Annotated in this window: 21 protein-coding genes; 12 read left to right on the top strand and 9 right to left on the bottom strand. The window is 68.8% G+C overall.

Going from position 1 to position 20,384, the window contains the following annotated elements; translation table 11 throughout:
* Positions 1-34 precede the first annotated feature (34 nt).
* The 3 genes from ACIP5T_RS04970 (at position 35) to ACIP5T_RS04960 (ending at position 3,978) form a co-directional block, all read left to right on the top strand.
* Positions 35-1,489 carry a GuaB1 family IMP dehydrogenase-related protein gene (locus ACIP5T_RS04970; protein WP_400861064.1) on the top strand — a complete coding sequence of 485 codons (1,455 nt, stop codon included), beginning with the start codon at positions 35-37 and terminating at the stop codon, positions 1,487-1,489.
* 114 nt (positions 1,490-1,603) lie between these two features.
* Positions 1,604-2,920 carry a hemolysin family protein gene (locus ACIP5T_RS04965; protein WP_400861062.1) on the top strand — a complete coding sequence of 439 codons (1,317 nt, stop codon included), beginning with the start codon at positions 1,604-1,606 and terminating at the stop codon, positions 2,918-2,920.
* Positions 2,917-3,978 (top strand): hemolysin family protein, encoded by a 1,062-nt coding sequence (locus ACIP5T_RS04960; protein WP_400861061.1) that lies wholly within the window; start codon positions 2,917-2,919, stop codon positions 3,976-3,978. Before ACIP5T_RS04965 ends, ACIP5T_RS04960 begins: the two co-directional genes overlap by 4 nt.
* A 67-nt stretch (positions 3,979-4,045) precedes the next feature.
* On the opposite strand, the gene ACIP5T_RS04955 is transcribed toward ACIP5T_RS04960, so the two are convergent.
* Complete coding sequence (locus ACIP5T_RS04955; protein WP_400861059.1) at positions 4,046-5,113, bottom strand: NADH:flavin oxidoreductase/NADH oxidase; 1,068 nt, start codon at positions 5,111-5,113, stop codon at positions 4,046-4,048.
* A gap of 56 nt (positions 5,114-5,169) precedes the next feature.
* On the opposite strand from ACIP5T_RS04955, the gene ACIP5T_RS04950 reads away from it, so the two are divergent.
* Genes ACIP5T_RS04950 through ACIP5T_RS04930 form a run of 5 tightly spaced genes read left to right on the top strand, consistent with a single transcriptional unit; the run spans position 5,170 to position 9,445 of the window.
* Positions 5,170-6,006, top strand: a complete 837-nt coding sequence (locus ACIP5T_RS04950) for an NAD(P)H-hydrate dehydratase (protein WP_400861058.1) — start codon at positions 5,170-5,172, stop codon at positions 6,004-6,006.
* Positions 6,003-7,241 carry a hypothetical protein gene (locus ACIP5T_RS04945; RefSeq protein ID WP_400861056.1) on the top strand — a complete coding sequence of 413 codons (1,239 nt, stop codon included), beginning with the start codon at positions 6,003-6,005 and terminating at the stop codon, positions 7,239-7,241. The genes ACIP5T_RS04950 and ACIP5T_RS04945 overlap by 4 nt, the downstream gene beginning before the upstream one ends.
* A 4-nt stretch (positions 7,242-7,245) precedes the next feature.
* Positions 7,246-7,578: an MTH1187 family thiamine-binding protein gene (locus tag ACIP5T_RS04940; protein WP_400861053.1), complete on the top strand. Its 333-nt coding sequence runs from the start codon at positions 7,246-7,248 to the stop codon at positions 7,576-7,578.
* A 9-nt stretch (positions 7,579-7,587) separates the two neighbouring features.
* The gene (locus ACIP5T_RS04935) at positions 7,588-8,808 is read left to right on the top strand and encodes an MFS transporter (RefSeq protein ID WP_400861051.1); all 1,221 of its coding nucleotides are present in this window, start codon (positions 7,588-7,590) and stop codon (positions 8,806-8,808) included.
* 28 nt (positions 8,809-8,836) lie between these two features.
* Positions 8,837-9,445 carry an NUDIX hydrolase gene (locus tag ACIP5T_RS04930; protein WP_400861050.1) on the top strand — a complete coding sequence of 203 codons (609 nt, stop codon included), beginning with the start codon at positions 8,837-8,839 and terminating at the stop codon, positions 9,443-9,445.
* Here the strand turns inward: ACIP5T_RS04930 and ACIP5T_RS04925 are convergent.
* The 4 genes from ACIP5T_RS04925 to ACIP5T_RS04910 form a co-directional block, all read right to left on the bottom strand.
* The gene (locus ACIP5T_RS04925; RefSeq protein ID WP_400861048.1) at positions 9,442-10,650 is read right to left on the bottom strand and encodes a homoserine O-acetyltransferase; all 1,209 of its coding nucleotides are present in this window, start codon (positions 10,648-10,650) and stop codon (positions 9,442-9,444) included. The genes ACIP5T_RS04930 and ACIP5T_RS04925 overlap by 4 nt on opposite strands.
* A gap of 85 nt (positions 10,651-10,735) precedes the next feature.
* Complete coding sequence (locus tag ACIP5T_RS04920; RefSeq protein WP_400861047.1) at positions 10,736-11,695, bottom strand: endonuclease/exonuclease/phosphatase family protein; 960 nt, start codon at positions 11,693-11,695, stop codon at positions 10,736-10,738.
* A 97-nt stretch (positions 11,696-11,792) separates the two neighbouring features.
* On the bottom strand, positions 11,793-13,115 hold the full coding sequence (locus ACIP5T_RS04915) for a bifunctional o-acetylhomoserine/o-acetylserine sulfhydrylase (protein ID WP_400861044.1): 1,323 nt from the start codon (positions 13,113-13,115) through the stop codon (positions 11,793-11,795).
* A gap of 142 nt (positions 13,116-13,257) precedes the next feature.
* The gene (locus tag ACIP5T_RS04910) at positions 13,258-13,848 is read right to left on the bottom strand and encodes a TetR/AcrR family transcriptional regulator (RefSeq protein ID WP_400861041.1); all 591 of its coding nucleotides are present in this window, start codon (positions 13,846-13,848) and stop codon (positions 13,258-13,260) included.
* Between the two features lie 34 nt (positions 13,849-13,882).
* Here ACIP5T_RS04910 and ACIP5T_RS04905 point away from each other — a divergent pair, with 34 nt between their 5' ends.
* Genes ACIP5T_RS04905 through ACIP5T_RS04890 form a run of 4 tightly spaced genes read left to right on the top strand, consistent with a single transcriptional unit; the run spans position 13,883 to position 16,981 of the window.
* A complete protein-coding gene (locus tag ACIP5T_RS04905) occupies positions 13,883-14,836 on the top strand; it encodes a DMT family transporter (protein ID WP_400861039.1) in 954 nt (317 codons plus the stop codon).
* Between the two features lie 26 nt (positions 14,837-14,862).
* Positions 14,863-15,645, top strand: a complete 783-nt coding sequence (locus ACIP5T_RS04900; RefSeq protein ID WP_400861037.1) for an SDR family oxidoreductase — start codon at positions 14,863-14,865, stop codon at positions 15,643-15,645.
* Between the two features lie 3 nt (positions 15,646-15,648).
* Positions 15,649-16,359: a uracil-DNA glycosylase gene (locus tag ACIP5T_RS04895; protein WP_400861035.1), complete on the top strand. Its 711-nt coding sequence runs from the start codon at positions 15,649-15,651 to the stop codon at positions 16,357-16,359.
* 4 nt (positions 16,360-16,363) lie between these two features.
* Positions 16,364-16,981 (top strand): GNAT family N-acetyltransferase, encoded by a 618-nt coding sequence (locus ACIP5T_RS04890; protein WP_400861033.1) that lies wholly within the window; start codon positions 16,364-16,366, stop codon positions 16,979-16,981.
* A 9-nt stretch (positions 16,982-16,990) separates the two neighbouring features.
* Here ACIP5T_RS04890 and ACIP5T_RS04885 read toward each other — a convergent pair whose 3' ends face one another.
* The 4 genes from ACIP5T_RS04885 to ACIP5T_RS04870 are packed head-to-tail and all read right to left on the bottom strand — an operon-like array spanning position 16,991 to position 20,383.
* Positions 16,991-17,785 carry an ABC transporter ATP-binding protein gene (locus tag ACIP5T_RS04885; RefSeq protein WP_400861031.1) on the bottom strand — a complete coding sequence of 265 codons (795 nt, stop codon included), beginning with the start codon at positions 17,783-17,785 and terminating at the stop codon, positions 16,991-16,993.
* Positions 17,782-18,573, bottom strand: a complete 792-nt coding sequence (locus ACIP5T_RS04880) for an ABC transporter ATP-binding protein (protein ID WP_400861029.1) — start codon at positions 18,571-18,573, stop codon at positions 17,782-17,784. Before ACIP5T_RS04880 ends, ACIP5T_RS04885 begins: the two co-directional genes overlap by 4 nt.
* Positions 18,570-19,436, bottom strand: coding sequence for an ABC transporter permease (locus ACIP5T_RS04875; protein WP_400861027.1), 867 nt, complete (start codon positions 19,434-19,436; stop codon positions 18,570-18,572). The genes ACIP5T_RS04880 and ACIP5T_RS04875 overlap by 4 nt, the downstream gene beginning before the upstream one ends.
* Positions 19,436-20,383 (bottom strand): ABC transporter permease, encoded by a 948-nt coding sequence (locus tag ACIP5T_RS04870; protein WP_400861025.1) that lies wholly within the window; start codon positions 20,381-20,383, stop codon positions 19,436-19,438. The genes ACIP5T_RS04875 and ACIP5T_RS04870 overlap by 1 nt, the downstream gene beginning before the upstream one ends.
* Position 20,384 lies beyond the last annotated feature (1 nt).

Genomic DNA, 20,384 nt, shown 5'->3' with positions numbered 1-20,384 from the left:
GCCCTCGTCGCCGCTATCTGAGTACCGTGGGGGTATGGAGTTCTCCGGTGAGTCACCCACAGTCGATCTGACCTATTCCGACGTCTTCCTCGTGCCCCGACGATCCGCCGTCACCAGCCGTCTGCAGGTCGATCTGGCTCCGCAGGACGGCACCCCGGCCACGCTCCCGATCGTGGCCTCGAACATGAACTCCGTCACCGGCCGCCGGCTCGCGGCGGTCCTCGCGCGGCGTGGCGGACTCGGAGTGCTCCCTCAGGACATGCCGCTGCAGGGTCTCGATGCCGCGATCCGCGACGTCAAGGCGCAGCCCGTGCTGTGGGACACGCCGATCGTGCTGCCGCCCGAGGCATCCGTGTCCGATGCTCTCCGGCTGATGCCGGCGACCGCAGGGCACGGCATCGTCGTGGCGACAGGGGGAGCTCCTTACGATGCGGAACGCATTCTCGGTGTCCTCGCGGCGACACGGTTGGCCACTGCACTGCCGGATGCGCAGCTGGGCGACCTCGTGCACGCCGGCACGCCGTCCCTCGATGCGGATGACATCGGATCAGAGCGTCATGCGTTCGATGTGATCACCGATGCGGGCGTCGACACGGTGACGATCACGCACCACGGGCACCTCGTCGGGACTCTCAGCGCGCGCAGCGCCCTGCGGTCGACGCTGTACCGGCCGGCGCTGGACGGCGACGGCCGCCTCGCCGTCGCTGCTGCGGTGGGCATCAACGGAGACGTCGCAGCCAAGGCGAAGGCGCTCGCCGGTGCCGGCGTCGATGTGCTCGTGGTCGACACGGCGCACGGACACCAGGAGGGGATGCTGCGCGCGCTGAGCGCCGTCGCCGCTCTGGACCTCGGCATCCCGATCGTGGCGGGCAATATCGTCACCGCAGACGGCGTCAAGGACCTCGTCGAGGCCGGCGCCTCCATCCTCAAGGTCGGCGTGGGGCCGGGCGCCATGTGCACGACGCGCATGATGACCGCCGTCGGCCGCCCGCAGTTCTCCGCTGTGCTCGAGACGGCTCAGGCCGCCCAGGAGCTCGGTGCGCATGTCTGGGCGGACGGGGGAGTGCGGTACCCGCGCGATGTGGCGCTCGCGCTCGCCGCCGGTGCCGCGTCCGTGATGGTCGGCTCCTGGTTCGCGGGGACGATCGAGGCACCGGGCGAGCTGCAGAGCGACGCCGAGGGCCGCATCTACAAGGAATCCTGGGGCATGGCCTCCACGAAGGCGGTGCAGGCCCGGTTCGGCCGTCTCGATGCGTACGAGCGTGCGCGCAAGGAACTGTTCGCAGAGGGGATCTCGTCGTCGAAGATCTACCTCGACCCGTTGCGCCCGGGACTGGAGGACCTGCTCGACATGATCACGTCGGGTGTGCGTTCGTCATTCACCTACGCCGGCGCATCCTCGGTGCCGGAGTTCCATGAACGGGCGCTCGTCGGGCTGCAGTCCGCCGCCGGATACGAAGAGGGAAAGGCGCTCCCGGTCAGCTGGTAAGCGTCAGCGCTCCGAACCGCCGCGATCCCGTAGAATCGTGGACACCATGGACGACCCTCCCAGTTGTAGTACATCGCCCCATTGCCTGCCTCCCCGTCTCGGGAGGAACGACTGATGGACTACATCCTCTTGGGCGTGGGGCTTCTGCTCACTGTGGGCACCGGGCTGTTCGTCGCGAGCGAGTTCGCCCTGGTCAACCTCGACCGCGCCGATCTCGAGGCCCGTCAGGCCCGCGGCGAATCCCGCCTGTCGCTGACCATCAGCGCACTCAAGCACACGTCGACCCATCTGTCCTCCGCACAGCTGGGCATCACGCTGACGACGCTGCTGACCGGCTACACGATGGAGCCGGCGCTCTCGAACCTCCTGGGTCCGACTCTGGTGGCATGGAGCATCCCTGAAGCCGCCGTCGGTCCGATCGCGACGATCGTCGCGATGCTGGTCGCCACCGTGCTGTCGATGATCCTCGGCGAGCTGGTTCCCAAGAACTTCGCGCTGGCTCTGCCGCTCGCGACCGCCAAGCTCGTCATGCCGTTCCAGGTCGCCTTCACGACCGTCTTCAAGCCGGCCGTCGTGGTGCTGAACGGCAGCGCGAACGGCGTGCTGCGGAGCATGGGGATCGAGCCGAAGGAGGAGCTTTCGGGGGCCCGGAGCGCCGAGGAGCTCTCCTCCCTCGTGCGTCGCTCGGCGAGTGCCGGGCTGCTCGAAGCCGACACCGCGAGTCTGCTCGACCGCACTCTGACGTTCTCCCGATTGACGGCGGCCGACGTGATGACGGCTCGTCCGAGCATGCACGCCCTCGCCGTCGGCGACTCGGCCGATGACGTCATCCAGCTCGCTCGCCGCACCGGACACAGCCGCTTCCCCGTCTACGACGACGATCTCGACGACATCACGGGCGTCGTGCACCTGAAAGCCGCGATCTCCGTCCCGCGTGATCGACGAGGTGAAGTGCCGGTGGGCGCGCTCTCGACCGATCCGCTCCGCGTCCCGGAGACCGTGCACGTCGACGCGCTCATCTCCGAGCTCAGGGCCCGCGGCTACCAGCTGGCCGTCGTGGTCGACGAATACGGCGGGACGGCGGGGCTCGTCACCCTGGAGGATCTCGTGGAGGAACTCGTGGGCGAGGTCTCCGACGAGCACGACCGCACGCGTGCCGGAGTCGTCCGCGGCAGAGACGGCATCACCTTCCCCGGAGAGCTGCGGCCGGATGAGCTCCGACGCAGAGCAGGCGTGGAGGTTCCGGAGGGCGATGTGTACGACACCGTGGCCGGTTACGTCATGAGCATCCTCGAACGTGTGCCGTCCGTCGGCGACGAGGTCGACCTCGACACCGGCAAGCTCCAGGTCGTGCGCATGGATGGTCGCCGCGTCGACCGCATCCGATATGTGCCGAGTCCGGAGATGCCGGGAGAGGTGGTCGGACGATGAACGACTGGGGAGGACTTGCCTGGCTGGTCGTGCTGCTCGTGGCGAACGCCTTCTTCGTGGGCGCCGAGTTCGCAGTGATCTCCGCGCGCCGGTCGCAGATCGAGCCGAAGGCGGACCGCGGATCGCGCGCCGCCAAGACCGCGCTCTTCGCGATGGAGCACGCGACGCTCATGCTGGCGACCTCGCAGCTGGGCATCACCATCTGCTCGCTGCTGATCCTGAACGTCTCCGAACCCGCGATCCATCATCTGCTCGCCGTGCCGCTGCACGCGTTCGGCTGGTCGGACGGAGTCGTCGATGCTGTGTCGTTCGCGATCGCTCTGCTGATCGTGTCGTTCCTGCATGTGGTCTTCGGCGAGATGGTTCCGAAGAACCTCGCGTTCTCGGTGCCGGAGCGTGCGGTGCTCATTCTCGCGCCGCCCCTGGTACTGGTGTCGAAGATCTTCATGCCGGTGATCTGGCTGCTGAACGCGGCCGCCAACGGCGTGCTGCGGCTGTTCCGGGTCGAGCCGAAGAACGAGGCGGCGTCGACGTTCACGCTCGACGAGGTCGCGACGATCGTCGATCAGTCGCGTCGAGAGGGCGTACTGACCGACACGGCGGGCACCGTGGCGGCCGCGGTGGAATTCACCGACAAGAAGGCTCGAGACGTCGCCGTGCCGCTCAGCGATCTCGTCACGCTTCCGCAGTCGACGACCCCCGATGATGTCGAGAAGGCCGTCGCCCGCTACGGCTTCTCGCGTTATGTGATCGTCGACGACGAGGGAGTGCCGGTCGGATACGTCCATCTCAAGGACATCCTGCGGGCATCGGACGGACCGGGCGCTGCAGAGAAGCTGGTCGAGCCGCTGCCCTCGAAGCGCATCAACCATATGGTTCCGGTGCAGGAGGACACCGATCTGGAGGACGCTCTCGCCGTGATGCGACGAGCAGGGCGTCACCTGGCGAAGGTCCGAGACTCCCAGGGCCGCACGACCGCCGTGCTCTTCCTGGAGGACATCCTCGAGGAGCTCGTCGGCGAGGTGCAGGACGCGACCCGTCGCATCCGCGGCCACTGAGCCGGACTCATCGAGAAGCCCCCGGTCCCAGCGGACCGGGGGCTTTCTCCATTCCATCGGGCGGTGATCAGCGCCAGCGCGCCCGCTCGTACTGCGGCGGCCAGGCGATGTCGGCGCCGAGCTCATGAGCCGCGCGGAGGGCGAAGTGCGGGTCGCGCAACCACTCGCGGCCGGCGAAGATCGCATCCGCCGCGCCCTCGGCGAGTACCTGCTCGGCCTGTTCGGCGGCGGTGATCAGTCCGACCGCGGTCACGGGGATGCGTCCGCCCTGGCGCACGGTCTCGGCGAGCGGCACCTGGTATCCGGGGAACACGCTGATCTGCTGGTGTGCGACCAGTCCGCCGCTGGAGACGTCGATGAGGTCGGCGCCGTGCTCGGTCGCCCAGGCGCTCACCGTCGCCGCCTCGTCGGGCGTGAAACCGCCCTCGGCGTGATCGGTGGCCGAGATGCGCACGAACACGGGTACTCCGTCTCCGGCGACCTCACGGATCACGTCCACCACTCGGAGGAGCAGCCGAGCTCGGTTCTCGAGCGACCCGCCGTACTCGTCGTCTCGCAGATTCGAGAGCGGGGAGAGGAACTGGTGCAGCAGGTATCCGTGCGCACCGTGGACCTCGAGCACGTCGAAGCCCGCGTCGAGGGCACGGCGGGTCGCCGTCGCGAACCCCTCGACGACGGCGTCGATGCCGTCGTGATCGAGCGCTGCAGGCTCCGCGAAGCCCTCGAACGGCACATCAGAGGGTGCGGAGGTCGTCCATCCGCCCTCCGCCTCCGGGACCGACCCGCGCTCGTCCGCCCAGGGCCACCAGGTCGACGCCTTGCGACCGGCATGCGCGAGCTGGATGCCGGCTGCGGCGCCGCGCGCATGGATCGCCTCGACGACCGGCACCCACGCGTCGCGCTGCTCGTCGTTCCACAGGCCCGCGTCCCGCGGCGAGATGCGTCCTTCGGGCACGACGGCCGTCGCCTCGGCCACGATCAGACCGGCGCCGCCGGACGCGAACTGGGCGAGGTGGGTGTGGTGCCATTCCTGGACGACGCCGTCGACCGCGCTGTACATGCACATGGGGGAGACCCAGAGCCGATTGCGGAAGGTGACGGAACGGATGCTCAGTGGAGAGAAGAGAATGCTCACTCCTCGACGCTACTCGTCGGGTGGGGGCATGCGGGCCGCCGCACTAACGTGGAGTCATGCCCGACGCACGCGACTGGTCCCGTGAGGACACCGCACGCTTCCTGCGCGTGCCCGGAGTGGATGATGACAAGTACTCCCGTGGGGTCGTCGGCCTGCGCACCGGCTCGTCCGCCTACCCCGGTGCCGCCGTTCTCAGCGTGGAAGCGGCGTGGCGTGCGGGAGCGGGATTCGTCCGATATGTCGGAGACGGTCGGGCAGCGGATGCGGTGATCGCTCGGCGCCCTGAGACGGTGGTCAGCCCGTACGCCGCCGGCGCACGCGTCGGGGCGTGGGTGATCGGCTCCGGGACGGATGCCGCGAGCCGCAGCCGCGCGGCGGAGCGCGAACTGCGCGACCTGCTCGCCGGATCCGTGCCGGTGGTCGTCGACGCGGGCGCGCTGGATCTGGCGCCGGGAAGTCAAGCGCCTCTCGTGCTGACGCCGCATCGACGGGAGTTCGAGCGCCTGCAGGATCAGCTGGGATCCGCTGCCGCGGACGACCGGGTCAGCGCTGTCGCCCGGGTCGCGGCCGACCTCGGTGCGACAGTCCTGCTGAAGGGCGCTCAGACGCTGATCGCCGATGCAGACGGAGGCGTGATCCGAGTGGAGGCGGGAACCGGGTGGCTCGCGACGGCGGGCACCGGCGACGTCCTCGGCGGTGTGCTCGGAGCACTGCTCGCCGGAAATGCCGAGGCAGCGACGGCCGAGGTCGCGGCGGCCGCAGCCTGGTTGCACGGCCATGCCGGCCGCATCGCCGCCGGCATCGGCACGGCGGGCGGTGCGCAGGGTCATCCGATCGTCGCCCTCGACGTCGCAGAGGCTCTGCCTCGCGCGATCGCGGACATCAGCGCGTGAGCCGCACCTCGACGATCCGTCTCGTCGTGCTCTGGAGCGCCTTCGCCGTCGTGCATCTCGTCACGGCGGCCGCCGGCTGGCTGTTCCCCAGTCAGCCGATGGGTGACGTCGTGCTGGTCTACGAGCCCTGGTCGTCTGCTGCGCTGTCGGGAGGGGAGATCGTCGGCATCACCGAGACCTGGGTCTACCCGCAGCTCGCGCTCGTCCCCATGCTGGTCGCCAAGATCCTGTCGACACCGCTCATCGCCGCGCTGGGCGCCTCAGCGGCATACCTGATCGCGTGGGCCGTGCTCGTCGCGGTGCTCGATGCGATCGCCTTCGCGGTGCTCGTCGGACGATCGCCGTCGCAGCCACGGCGGATCGCCGCATGGTTCTGGGTGGTCGCCCTGCTCCTGCTGGGACCTATCGGGATGTACCGGATCGACGCGATCACGGTGCCGCTCGCGGTGATCGGCGCACTCTGGTCGGTTCGCCGTCCGGCCGCCGCCGCCGTGCTGCTCACGATCGGCGCCTGGATCAAGATCTGGCCGGGAGCGCTGCTGCTCGCAGCCGTGGTGGCGGCCAAGAGTCGGATGCGTATGCTGCTCACCGCCGCAGCCGTGTCGGCAGGCGTCCTCGTCGCACTGCTCGTCTTCGGGGCCGATGCCGAGATCTTCGGGTTCCTGACGGAACAGACCGGACGCGGTCTGCAGATCGAGGCCGTGGCTGCGACCCCGTTCCTGTGGCTCGCGATCGCCGGGGCCGCCCGCATCGAGTACAGCTTCGACATCCTGACGTTCCAGATCAGCGCGCAGGGGGCGGACGCCGTCAGCGCGGTGCTCACTCCGCTGATGGTGGTCGTCGTCGTCGTGATCACCGCGATCGGCGGGCTCAAAGCGTCACGCGGTGCGTCGTTCGCCCGGCTGTTCCCTCCGCTCGCGCTGAGTCTCGTCACGACCCTGATCGTCGTGAACAAAGTGGGCTCGCCCCAGTTCCAGACGTGGCTGCTCGCTCCGGTCATCCTCTGGATCGTCTTCGACCGCACGCGAGCCGCGGGCCCCGCGCTGCTCGTGCTCGCGCTGTGCGCCCTGACGTGCCTGATCTATCCGCTGAGCTACGACGCGCTGCTGCGTGCAGAGGCGCTGCCCGTCGCCGTCCTGACTCTGCGCAACGTCGTGCTCGTCGTGCTCCTCGCCGTCGGCATCCGTGCCCTCGTCCGAGTGCCCGCCCACCATCTGCCAACCACCCGGGAGTGAACCCATGCTGATCGCCTTCTCCGTCGCACCGAGCGGCGTCCCCTCCGACGGAACCGAGCGCTCCGACGCGTCGGTCCACGATGCGGTCGCCGCCGCAGTCCGCGTCGTGCGGGAGTCGGGTCTGCCGCACCGCACGACCAGCATGTTCACCGAGATCGAGGGTCCGGACTGGGACTCGGTCATGGATGTCGTCAAGCGCGCCACAGAAGCCGTGATGCCCTTCGGCTCGCGGGTCTCTCTCGTGCTCAAGGCCGACATCCGACCCGGATACACGGGTGAGCTCGACGCGAAGGTCGAACGGCTCGAAGCGGCGATCGAAGACGCGGACACCCCGTAGAATCGACGAGTGAATCCCTCGACTGAATCGAGGGGTGCGGCGAAGTGGGCGCTCCTCTCCCTCGCCATCGGCAGTTTCGGCATCGGCATGACCGAGTTCGTCGTGATGGGCCTGCTGCCCAACATCGCCGACGAACTGCTGCCCGCTCTGTGGGCGAGCAGCCCTGAGGATGCGCTGAGTCAGGCAGGGTGGCTGATCTCGCTCTATGCGCTCGGCGTGGTCGTCGGCGCCCCGACGATCGCCGGCTTCGTCGCCCGCTACCCTCGGCACCGCGTGATGATCGGCCTGGCGCTGGCGCTGACCGTGTTCAATGCGCTGACGGTGTTCCTGCCGACCTTCGAGCTGGTGGGCGCCTCGCGGTTCCTCGCCGGTCTGCCGCACGGCGCCTACTTCGGCATCGGTGCTCTGGTCGCGGCGGACGTCATGGGGCCGGGCAACCGAGCCAAGGGCGTTGCCTTCATCCTCACCGGGTTGACCGTGGCGAACGTCGTGGGAGTGCCCCTGGGCACCTTCCTCGGCCAGCTCTGGGGATGGCGGGTGGCGTTCGCGGTCGTCACTCTCGTCTTCGCCCTCGCGACCGTGTGCATCGCCTTCTTCGTTCCGAAGCACCCCGGATCTCCAGGGCGGACGATGCGCGAAGAGCTCGGCGTCTTCCGCATCCCTCAGGTCTGGTTCACGCTCGGCGTCGGTGCCATCGGCTTCGGCGGGTTCTTCGCCGTGTACAGCTACATCGCACCCCTCGTGACCGAGGTGGCGGGCTCTCCCGAGTGGGCAGTGCCGATCGTGCTGGTGCTGATGGGGCTCGGGATGACAGCGGGCAACCTCGTCGGCGGTCATCTCGCAGACATCGACCTGCGACGCACGCTGCTCTTCGGACTCGCGGCGATGGCCGTGGTGTTCGCCCTTCTCGCCACGCTCGCATTCTGGATCGTCACACTCGCTCTGCTCGTGTTCGTGGTCGGCTTCGTGTCTTCGGTGCTCAGCCCGACGATCCAGACCAGGCTGATGGATGTCGCCGGCGACAACCAGTCGATCGCCGCAGCGATGAACCACTCTGCGCTCAACATCGGCAACAGCCTCGGGGCGTTCCTCGGTGGCATGGTGATCGCCGCAGGATGGGGCTTCGTCGCGCCGTCGTGGACCGGGGCTGCGCTCGCGGTCGCGGGCCTCGTTATCGCCCTGCTGTCCTATCGCTCAGAGGCCCGCAGACCGGTGCTCACTGCGGCGTGAGCGGTATTCCGCCTCATAGAGTGAGGGTGTGACCGACCTCGACGATCTGCCCGTCGCCGGAACAGCCGTGCTGCTGCGCCCGACGCCCGAAGGCTTCGCCGTGCTGCTGATGCGTCGGCCTGATCGTGGCTCGTTCCCCGGGGCCTGGGTGTTCCCTGGCGGGAAGGTGGAGCCGTCCGACCGTCGAGAGGGGGCGGACGAGAGCGACGATGCGCGCCGGGCGGCGGTTCGCGAGACGGCCGAGGAGGTCGGCCTGGTCATCAGCGATCCGGTGCCGCTGTCGCGCTGGCAGCCGCCGGTCGAGGCGCCCACCCGCATCCGGACCTGGTTCTTCCTCGCCTCTGCTCCGGACGACGAACCGCGAGTCTCGGTCGACGAGGTCGTCGATGTGGTGTGGCTGAGCCCCGCGGAGGCTCTGTCGAGACACGCGACAGGGGAACTGACGCTGTTCCCACCGACATGGGTCACGCTGCACCAGCTCAGCCGTTTCGCATCGGCCGATGCCGCGCTCGCCTCGGCAGGGGTGGCCCGACACTTCTCGACCCGCGTGGTCGAATCGACGCACGGCACCCACTTCGAGTGGGACGGACTGCGACTGCGGACCGGCTCCCTGCCCTGGGTGATCGACGAGAGCTAGCTCGCGAGCAGCCGGCGCAGATTGCTGCCGACTGCCTGGGTCTCGATGAGGAAGCCGTCGTGCCCGAAATCGCTGGTCAGCACCACCGCCTCTGTGCCGTCGAGGGTGTTCGGGATGCTCCGGGCGATGCGGTGCTGGCCGTCGACGGGGAAGAGGCGGTCGCTGTCGATCCCCAGCACGAGTGTCGTGGCGGTCACGGCGCGCAGCGCCTCTTCGACGCCACCGCGGTCACGACCGACGTCGTGCGAGTTCATGGCCTCGACGAGGGTGATGTAGCTGTTCGCGTCGAAACGGCGGGTGAACTTGTTGCCGTGGAAGTCGAGGTACGACTCGACGGCGAAGCGACCACCGTGACCGAGAGGTGAGACCCCGGACTGCCAGGAACGCTGGAAACGCTGGTTGAGCTCGATCGGGCTGCGGTAGTTCAGCAGAGCCATGCGCCGGGCCAGGGCCAGGCCGCGATGCGGGCCCTCGCCGTCTGCCAGGTCATAATACTCGCCACCCTGGAACCGCGGGTCCATGCGGATCGTCTCGAGCTGCACCGTGTTCAGGGCGATCTGATCGGCGGTCGTGACGGGCGGCGACGAGAGCACGGCGAGGCGGGCGACGCGGTCAGGGTGCGAGACGGCCCATTCGAGGGCATGCATTCCGCCCATGGATCCGCCGATCACGGCGGCCCAGGTGTCGATCCCGAGGGAATCGGCCAGGCGGACCTGCGCCGCGACCTGGTCGCGGATGGTCAGGTAGGGGAAGCGGGATGCCCACTCGTATCCGGAGGGCGCGATGCTGGCAGGACCGGTTGAGCCCTGGCATCCGCCGAGCATGTTCGGGGCGATGACGAACCAGCGGTCGGTGTCGAGCGGTGCTCCAGGCCCGGTGACGTCCTCCCACCAGCCCGCGGTCGGGTGTCCCGCCCCGGCGCCGCCGCGCACATGACTGTCTCCGGTGAGCGCGTGGAGCACCAGGATCGCGTTGTCGCGGGCCTCGTTCAACTCGCCCCACGTCTCGAATGCGAGACGGATGCCGGGGAGCTCGGCGCCGCTCTCGGTCGGGAAGGGCCCGAACGAGGCGAAACTGCGTCCGCCCGCCGGGTCGCCATCTCGCCAGGCGCCGGTCGCGGGCGGTCGTGCGCGAAGCAGACGCACGTCGGCCTCCGTCACGGGCGCCGAGGGCACCGTGTCTTCAGAGGTCGTCTGCCAGTCCATGCTCCCATTCTCGCCTGGCACGCGACCCGTCGGCCGCACGTTACGTACCGGGGTGTGCCGCAGTCCGATGTGCCGACGCGTGGTCTCAGAAATCGAGAGTCGTCAGGGTCGCCAGGTGGTCGCTGCTGCCGGCTCGCACCGTGGTCGATTCGAGCACGGTCGCCCCTCGCACGAAGACGTGATCGATTCTGGCGAGCGGCAGAGACGCAGGCCAGGTGAACCCGAGGGTGCCGTCGGTCGGTCGAACCCAGTCGAGCTGCGACCGGACGGCCCCCAGCGCCGGGTCGGCGGAGGCGGCATTGAAGTCGCCGACGACGACGGATTCGGCGGTGTCGGCGGCGACCGCGTCGGCGATACCGGACAGCATCGCGTCTCGGTCGTCCTGCACTCCCGGCCGCACGGAGGCGGCGTGCATGACGTAGACGGCGACGTCGGCATCCGGCGCGTTCACCACCACACGCAATGCGCGCTTCCAGTCGAGGCCGAGCGACAGCGCCTGCGCATCGGCGATCGGAAGGCGGCTCCAGACGGCGACTGTGCCGATCGCATAGGAGTGCGGGTAGTCGGCGGCGAGCGTGTCTCGGGCGGCGGCGAGGCTGTCGGCGTCGAGCTCCGTCAGCGCGATGATGTCGGCGCCGGAGGCGGCGAGGTCGGCCGCGGACTCCGCCGCGCCGCCGGAGTGCGCGCGCACGTTCTGGCTGACGATCTCGACCGTGGACGTCTGGTCGGCGGCACCTGATGCGAATCCGGGGGCTGAGGGCGCGATCGCCAGCACCCAGACGAGGATGGGCACGAGCAGCACCAGGACGACGCGGCGCGCGCGGACGAGCGCGATCACCGACAGGACTCCGAGTGCGAGGCCCCACCAGGGGAGGAGCGCGGCGGCGGCCGTGCCTACGACGCCGGGGATCCAGACGCCCACGACCATGGCCAGCACCACGAGCCCAGCGACCGCGATGATGCGCCCCGCGCGCGCACTCGAGCGTCGGCGTGTCGGCGAATTCAGCGTGGCGGTGATCGTGAGCTCCTCTGGCAGGCCTCTCATTGTCGACCGAGCTGTCTGTGCACCGGCCGTACGCGCCCCGGAACGCAGCAGGTGCCCCGAGCCGAAGCCCGGGGCACCTGGTGTGTCCGACTGAGCGTCAGGCGCGTGCGGCCTCCGACACGCGGCGAGCCGCGCCGAGCGCCTCGTCGAGGTCGGCCTTGAGGTCGTCGATGTTCTCGATGCCGACCGACAGGCGCACGAGACCGGGGGTGACGCCGGCCGTGAGCTGCTGCTCGGGCGTGAGCTGCGCGTGCGTGGTCGACGCGGGGTGGATCACGAGCGAGCGCACGTCGCCGATGTTGGCGAGGTGGCTGAAGAGCGACAGGCTGTTCACGAACTCGCGACCGGCCTCGACGCCGCCCTTGAGCTCGAACGACAGCACCGCGCCCACGCCCTTGGGGGCGTACTGGTTCGCCTTGGCATACCAGGGGGAGGAGGGCAGGCCCGAGTAGTTGACCGACGCGACGTCGTCGCGGCCGTCGAGCCACTCGGCGATCTCCTGGGCGTTCTGCACATGGCGCTCGATGCGCAGCGAGAGCGTCTCGATGCCCTGGATGAGGTTCCAGGCGCTCTGCGGTGCGATGGCCGAGCCGAGGTCGCGCAGCAGCTGCACCCGCGCCTTGATGATGTAGGCGAGCGGGTCGCCGACGGCAGCGGTGTAGCTGGCACCGTGGTACGAGGGATCGGGCTCGGTGAGCCCGGGGAACTTCTCGACGTTCTTCGACCACTCGAAGGTGCCGCCGTCGATGATCGCGCCGCCGATGGTGGTGCCGTGCCCGCCGAGGAACTTGGTGACGGAGTGCACGACGATGTCGGCGCCGTGCTCGAACGGGCGGATCAGATACGGCGTGGCGATCGTGTTGTCCACGATCAGCGGCACGCCGCCCTCGTGCGCCACGTCTGCGACGGTGCGGATGTCGAGGATGTTGATCTGCGGGTTTCCGATGGTCTCCGCGAAGAACAGCTTGGTGTTCGGGCGCAGGGCGCGTCGCCACTCTTCGGGGTCGTCCTGATTCTCGACGAACGTGACCTCGATGCCGAGCTTCGCGAGCGTGTACTTGAACAGGTTGTAGGTGCCGCCGTAGATCGAGCTCGACGACACGATGTGGTCGCCCGCCTCCGCGATGTTGAGCACCGCGAACGTCGATGCAGCCTGGCCGCTGGCGAGGACGAGGGCGCCGGTGCCCCCCTCGAGTGCCGCGAGACGCTGCTCCAGGACGTCCTGGGTCGGGTTCTGGATGCGGGTGTAGATGTTGCCGAACTCGGCCAGGGCGAAGAGGTTCGCCGCGTGGTCGGCACTGTCGAACACGTACGACGTGGTCTGGTAGATCGGCGTGGCGCGGGCCTTGGTCACCGGGTCGGGAGCAGCTCCGGAGTGGATCTGCTTCGTCTCGAAACGCCAGGTCTCGGGTGCGGACATGTGTTCCCCCTGGAACTGTTGGAAGGTCGGTTCGACTGATGTCGATGATGCGACAGTACGGAATATCGCCGGCTGTCAACAGCGGGTGGGAAATGTGACGTAATGAACTCGGGCCGAATTCGTGGGCTGACGGGCGGGTGGTTCAGGCCTGACCCAGCAATCTCGCAGCCCACGTGCGAGCGATCATGAACGGCTCGGCGAACGTCGTCATCCCGACCGTCACGATCGCCCCCTCGTACAGCAGCATCATCGCCTGTGCCATCGCCCGGGGATCGGGGATCAGCGCCTCGGCACAGAGCTCCTCGAACACGTCGAGCAGCCAGATCTTCTGACGCGACACCTCGGGGAACACCGGGTGGTCGTCGTTTCCGTCGCCGATCTCGGCGCGGGCGTTGATGGCGCTGCATCCCTTCGGGCTGTTCTCGTCGGACCAGGTGATGGCGGCGTCGAAGATGGCGAGCACGCGCTCAGGGCCGGGCAGGGGCACACGGGCGAGATGTGCGGCCACATGCTCTCTCCACCGGGCGTCGCGGTGCTGGAGGTAGGAGACGACGAGCGCCTCCTTCGATCCGAAGCGGTCGTAGAGCGTCTTCTTCGTGACGCCGGCCGCTTCGGCGATCGTGTCTACTCCGACGGCATGGATGCCGCGTTCGTAGAAGAGCCGGGACGCGGCGTCGAGAACACGCTGCCCTCCGGGGGTGAGCGGGGCGAGCTCGGGAACGGGCGTCGTCATGCGATCGACTATACCAGTCTGTATAGTCGATCGCATGAGTAAACAGATCGGTCTACTTCATGCCCTCGTGACGGTCGCCGCGTCCGTCGCCTTCATCGTGACCTGGAGCGCGGGATTCATCATTCCCGCCTACGCCACGGTGGAGGTGTCGCCGTTGACGCTCCTCGTATGGCGTTTCGTGCCCCTGGCAGTCCTCCTCCTCGCCGTCCTCCTTCTCTCCGGTGGAGCGAAGGGGCTGAGCGCCCGCGATCTGCGCACCCAGGCCACGATCGGACTCTTCGCGCAGTTCGGATACTGTCTCGCGGTCTATGGCGCCGTCGCGGTGGGCATTGCGACCGGGACCGTGGCCCTCATCGACGCGGTGCAGCCGCTCGTCGTGGCCGTGCTCGTCGGCCCGGTGCTCGGTCTGCGGGTGAGAGGTGCGCAATGGGTGGGGCTGGTCATCGGAGCGATCGGCGTGCTGCTGGTGGTGCGTTCGCAGTTCGGTTCCTCCGAGGCGCCTCCACTGGCGTATCTGCTCCCGGCCGTCGCGATGGTGTGTCTCATCATCGGCACCCTGCTGCAGCGGAGATCTGCGGTGAAGAGCGGCGTGCTCCTCACCCTGACCGTCCACGTGACGGTCACCGCGGCGCTGCTCCTCCTCATCGCGGTGGTGACCGGAACTCTGATCCCGCCGGCGTCGGCCTCCTTCTGGCTCGCGGTCGTGCTCACCGCGGTGTTCCCGACACTCGCCGCCTACGGCCTGTACTGGTGGCTGCTGCAACGGGTGGGCATCACCGCGTTGCAGGCTCTGCTCTTCCTGATCGCGCCCGCGACGTCGCTCGCCGGCAGCATCCTGCTGGGAGAGCCGATGACCGTCGTCACCGTGGCAGGGTTCGCACTGTGCGGAATCGGTGTCGCGGTGGTGCTCACCAGCGAGGCGAGGTCGCGGGAGACGAACGCATCGTCGACCCGAAAGCGCGACGTGGCCGTGCACGAGGCGAGATAGTCGCCGGAACATCGTACGGTGGAGGAATGGTGAACAGGCGTGCGGTCGTGACGGGTGCGAGTTCGGGTATCGGAGAGGCCACGGTACGAGCGTTGCGCGCGCGAGGCTGGGGAGTCGTCGGAGTCGCACGACGTGCGTCCCGGCTGGCGGCGCTCTCAGCCGAGACGGGTGCCTCGACGATCGCGTGCGATCTGACGGATCCGGATGCCGTGGCAGCGCTGGTGACGGAGCTCGAGGCCTCTGGACCCGTGCATGCTCTCGTCCAGGTCGCCGGCGGCGCGCGAGGGACGGACCGGGTCGAGAACGCGTCGATCGACGACTGGCAGTGGATGTACGACGCGAACGTGCTCTCGAGCCAGCGTCTGGTCGCAGGTCTCCTGCCTCTGCTGCGGCGGGCCGCGGCGGCGGACGGGCACGCCGACACGGTGTTCGTGACGTCGACGGCCGCACAGGTGGCATACCCCGGCGGAGGTGGCTACAACGCAGCCAAGGCCGCACAGGCGATGCTGGTGCACGCTCTCCGCCTCGAGCTGAACGGTGAGCCGATCCGTGTCGCCGAGATCGCTCCGGGCATGGTGCACACCGAGGAGTTCACCCTCAACCGGCTGGGCGGCGACTCGGTCGCTGCAGAGGCTGTGTATTCGGGGGTCGAGGCGCCGCTGCAGGCCGAGGACGTCGCCGACGTGATCGCCTACGCGCTGGATGCCCCCGGCCATGTGAACCTCGACCTCATCACGATGCGACCCGTCGCGCAGTCGGCGAACCACCTGCTCGCTCGCGGCCCGCTGCGCGTGCGACCCATCGACTGAACGATGGCTGCGCGAACTCTGGCCCAGCTCGCCGACGACGGCCTCATCGATCCCGAGTGGGCTGACGCGCTCGCTCCGGCTCAGCAGACGATCACCGCCCTCGGCGAGCGACTGCGCGACGAGCAGGCCGCAGGGCGGGGCTATCTCCCCGCGGGCGATCATGTGCTCCGGGCGTTCGAGCGCCCGATGTCCGACGTCAAGGTGCTCATCACCGGTCAGGACCCCTATCCGACTCCCGGGCATCCGATCGGCCTGTCGTTCGCCGTCGACAGCCACGTGCGTCCGCTGCCGCGCAGCCTCGGGAACATCTACAAGGAGCTCGAGAGCGACCTCGGCATCGAGTCGGCGCCCCATGGAGATCTGACCGCGTGGAGCGACCAGGGCGTGCTGCTGCTGAACAGGGTGCTGACCGTGCGCCCAGGGGAGGCCGGCTCCCATCGCCGATGGGGGTGGGAGCAGGTGACCGAGCTCGCGATCCGCGCCCTCGTCGATCGCGACCGACCGCTCGTCGCGATCCTCTGGGGAAAAGACGCCGCGAACCTGCAGCCGCTTCTCGGCGACACCCCGGTGATCGTGTCGGCGCATCCGTCACCGCTCTCCGCCAGTCGGGGATTCTTCGGCTCCCGACCGTTCTCGCGGGCGAACACGATGCTCGAAGGACTCGGCGCGAGCCCGATCGACTGGCGCATCGGCGGCGAGCCCCCTCTAAGCTGATCGCATGCAGTTCGAGCCCGGTGATCGCCGACGTGTGCTGCCGCGCCATCTGCGCCCGCAGCCCGAACCCGAGGTGTTCTCCTATTCGATCCGCCCTGCGCGGTCGGGCGATCTGCCGTACGTGCGCGAGATCTACAACCATTTCGTCAGCAACTCGGTCGTGACCCTCGATGAGCGGCGCAGCAGCATCCCCTACTGGCGGGAGAAGTTCGCACTGCTGAGCAAGCTCGGCCTGCCCTTCCTGGTGGCGGTCTCGCCGGCCGGTGTCGTGATCGGGTATGCGCTGGCGCAGCCGTGGGCCGGGAAGAACGCGTATCGGTATACCGTCGAGGATTCGATCTACCTCGGACCAGGGGCCGGAGGCAAGGGCCTCGGGGCCGCCCTGCTGCAGGCGCTCATCGACGCATGCGAGCACCTCGGTATCCGCGAGATGGTGGCCGTGATCAGCGACACCAAGGCGGATGCGTCGATCCGCCTGCACGCCAAGCTCGGATTCGTCGAAGCAGGGCGCATGGGTCGCGTCGGACACAAGTTCGGCCGCGACCTCGGCACCGTCTACATGCGACGAGCCCTGCGCCCGAGTCGTCGGCGGAAGTTCTTCAGCACGAGCTCCGGGCGCTGACAGCCGCACTCACACCGGGGGAGCGGGGATCACCGGGATCGCTGCCAGAAGCGTCTTCGTATAGTCCTGCGTCGGACGCAGCAGCACGTCTGCGGTGGCACCTCGCTCGACGATACTGCCGTCCTTCATCACGACCACGGCGTCGCAGAGGTTCTGCACCACCCCGATGTCGTGCGACACCAGGACCAGCGTGAGGTCGGCGGTGCGCCGCAGCTCGATCAGCAGCTCGAGGATCTGAGCGCGAACGGTCACATCGAGTGCTGACAGGGGCTCATCGCCGACGAGTATGCGCGGACGGTGCACGATGGCCCTCGCCAGGGCGATCCTCTGCCGCTGTCCGCCCGAGAACTCATGCGGATACCGGTCGCCCATATCGGGCTCCAGGCCGACCTGCTCGAGGACCTCACGCACCCTGGCGCGATGATCTCCGTCGATCCCGAGCGCCCACAGGGGCTCACGGACGATCTGCGCGGCGGTCATCCTCGGGTCCAGCGATGCGTAGGGGTCCTGGAACACGAGCCCGGTCTGACGGCGCAGCCAGTGCAGCGATCGCGCGGAGGCTGAGGCGTCCACCGTCCTGCCATCGACCGTGACGGTGCCGGATGTCGGGCTGTCGAGGCCGAGAAGCAGCCGGACGAGAGTGGACTTGCCCGATCCGGACTCGCCGATGATGCCCACGGATGACCCCTCGAGGATGTCGAGATCGGTCGGTGCCAGTGCGGTCTGTCGCCGGGTGCGTTCGAACGTCGACCGCTTCGGGACCACGAAGTCGCGTCGCAGCGCCCGGGCCTCGATCAGACTCATCGCACGCCCCCTTCCGGTCGCCAGAGGGTGGCGGTGGCATCGCGGAGAAGCCCCTGCGTGATCGGGGATGCCGGAGCGGTGAGGAGTGTGCTCACGGGGGCGGCCTCGACCACGAGTCCGTGTTCGAGGACGACGCCCTGGGTCGCCACCTGGGCGAGCACCGCGAGATCGTGCGTGATGAACATGAGCGACATGCCCTGCTCCTCGACGAGATTCAACAGCAGCGAGAGGATCTCCGCCTGGATCGTGACGTCGAGAGCGGTCGTCGGCTCGTCGGCGATGAGCAGGCGGGGCCGGCACGCGAGCGCTATCGCGATCGCCACTCGCTGTCGTTGACCGCCGGACAGCTGATGCGGATAGCGATCGACGATCGCTGCGGGGTCGGGCAGTCGCACGCGCGCTGCCTCCTCGATCGCCCGCTCGCGGGCTTCCCGCCGACCGATGCCCTCGTGGATGCGGATCGACTCGGCGATCTGTCTGCCGATCGTGCGGATCGGGTTCAGTGCGGTGCGGGGCTCCTGGAACACGATCCCGATCTCGTCGCCGCGCAGTCTCGCGAGTTCGCGATCGGGCAGTCCGATCAGCTCGGTGCCGTCCCAGCGGATGCTGCCGCTCGCGACCGCGCCATCGGGGAGCAGGCCGAGCACCGCGAGAGCGGTCAGTGATTTGCCGGAGCCGGATTCGCCGATCAGTCCGAGGCGGGATCCGTCCGGCACCTCGAACGAGATTCCGTCGACGACGGGACGCCCGTCGATGCGGACGACGAGGTCTGTCACCTCGAGGCTCATGCGATCACCGCCGGTGTGTGGGTCTCCGCAGCGCGGTGGCGCAGCGTGGGGTCGGTGGCCTCGCGCAGGCCGTCGCCGAGGAGGTTGAGAGCGAGCACGGTGATCGTGATCGCGAGACCGGGCCAGATGACCGAGAGCGGATGCACCCCGATGTAGCGCTGGAGGTCGGCGAGGAGCAGCCCCCAACTCGGCTCGGTGACCGAGGCGCCGAAGCCGAGGTACGACAGTCCGGCCTCGGCGAGCACCGCGACCGCCATCGACCACGAGAGCTGCACGATGAACACCGGGGCGACGTTCGGAAGAAGATGGCGAGCGAGGCTCTGTCCGGTCGTGAGGCCTGACGCCCGCGCGGCGAGGACGAAGTCGCTCTGCTGCACACGGCGCAGCTCGGGTCTCGTGACACGTGCGATGTTGACGCCGAAGCCGATGCCGACCGACCAGATCACCACCCACAGCGAGCCGCCCCAGACCGAGGAGATCATCATGGCGATCAGCAGCACAGGGAAGGCGATCAGGATGTCGACGAGCACGGCCACCGTCTCGCGCAGCCAACGGGCGGTGAGCGCTCCGAGTGCGGCGAGGGCGATGCCGACGAGGGTCGCGATGACGCCGGCGCCGATGCTGACGAACAACGTCGTGCGAGAGCCCGCCATGAGGAGGCTGAGGATGTCGCGCCCTGTGTCGTCGGTGCCGAGCAGATGCGGCCAGCTCGGGACCGACCAGCGAGCGCGCAGGTCGGATTCCTGTGGATCGAACGGTGTCCAGAACAGCGAGACGAGGGCGGTGAGCGCGACGACGGCGACGACGATCAGGCCGAATCGCCCGGTGGCGGATCGCGCCAGCCTCGGAAGCCAACCGGGCATCACGCCTCCCTCTGCCGCGGATCGATCGCACGATGGATGAGGTCGACGACGAATCCGACCACGAGCACGAATCCGGTGAGGACGAGGAGTTCGCTCTGCACCTTGATGAGGTCGCGCGTGCCGACGTCGGCCACCAGCATCCGTCCGATCCCCGGCAGCGTGAAGAGCTGCTCGATGACGACCGACCCGACGATGATCCCGGCGATCTGGAGTCCCAGCACGGTGATGATCGAGAGCCCCACGGCGGGGATGCCGTGCGAGATGAGGGCGCGGGTGCGGGTGAGCCCCTTGGCCGCCGCCGTGCGGACGAAGTCCTGGCCAGCCGCCTGAAGGGTGGCGCTGCGGACGAAACGCATGAGCATCGCCCCCTCGACGATGCCGATCGTCAGTGCGGGCAGCAGGAGCGACTCGATCGCCTTCCAGGGCGTGGCCCATCCTGTGCGAGGGAAGCCCTGCGGCGGAAGCCAGCCGAGCCAGACCGAGAAGACGACGATGAGCATCATCCCCGCCCACACGACCGGCACGGCCGCGAGGGCCTGTGCGCCGACGCTGAGGGCCGTGCCGCCGTGGCCCCCGCGACGCAGCGCGGCGAGGATGCCGAAGGGCACTGCGATGAGAACGGCGATCAGCAGGGCGAGCATCCCGAGCGGAACCGTCACCTGCGCCTTCTCGAGCAGCTCCTCGCCGACTGATGCGCCCGAGAGCAGCGACGTGCCGAGATCGCCGCGGAAGATGCCCCCGATCCACTCGGCGTACTGTGCCGGAAGGGGGCGGTTGAGGCCCAGCGATTCGCGGAGCGCCTCGACCTCGGCGGGGGAGGCCTGGGTTCCCGCGATCAGTTGTGCGACGTCGCCGGGAAAGACCCGCAACGTCAGGAAGATCACTGCACTCGACACGAGGAGCCCTGCGATGAGCAGGACTCCTCGGACGAGCGCGTAGCGGATCACG

It is taken from the genome of Microbacterium sp. NPDC088619, from assembly GCF_044752825.1.
In the GTDB taxonomy this organism is placed as follows: domain Bacteria; phylum Actinomycetota; class Actinomycetes; order Actinomycetales; family Microbacteriaceae; genus Microbacterium.
Note: the sequence above shows the minus strand (reverse complement) of the source record. Positions and strands in the feature narration are given on the sequence as shown.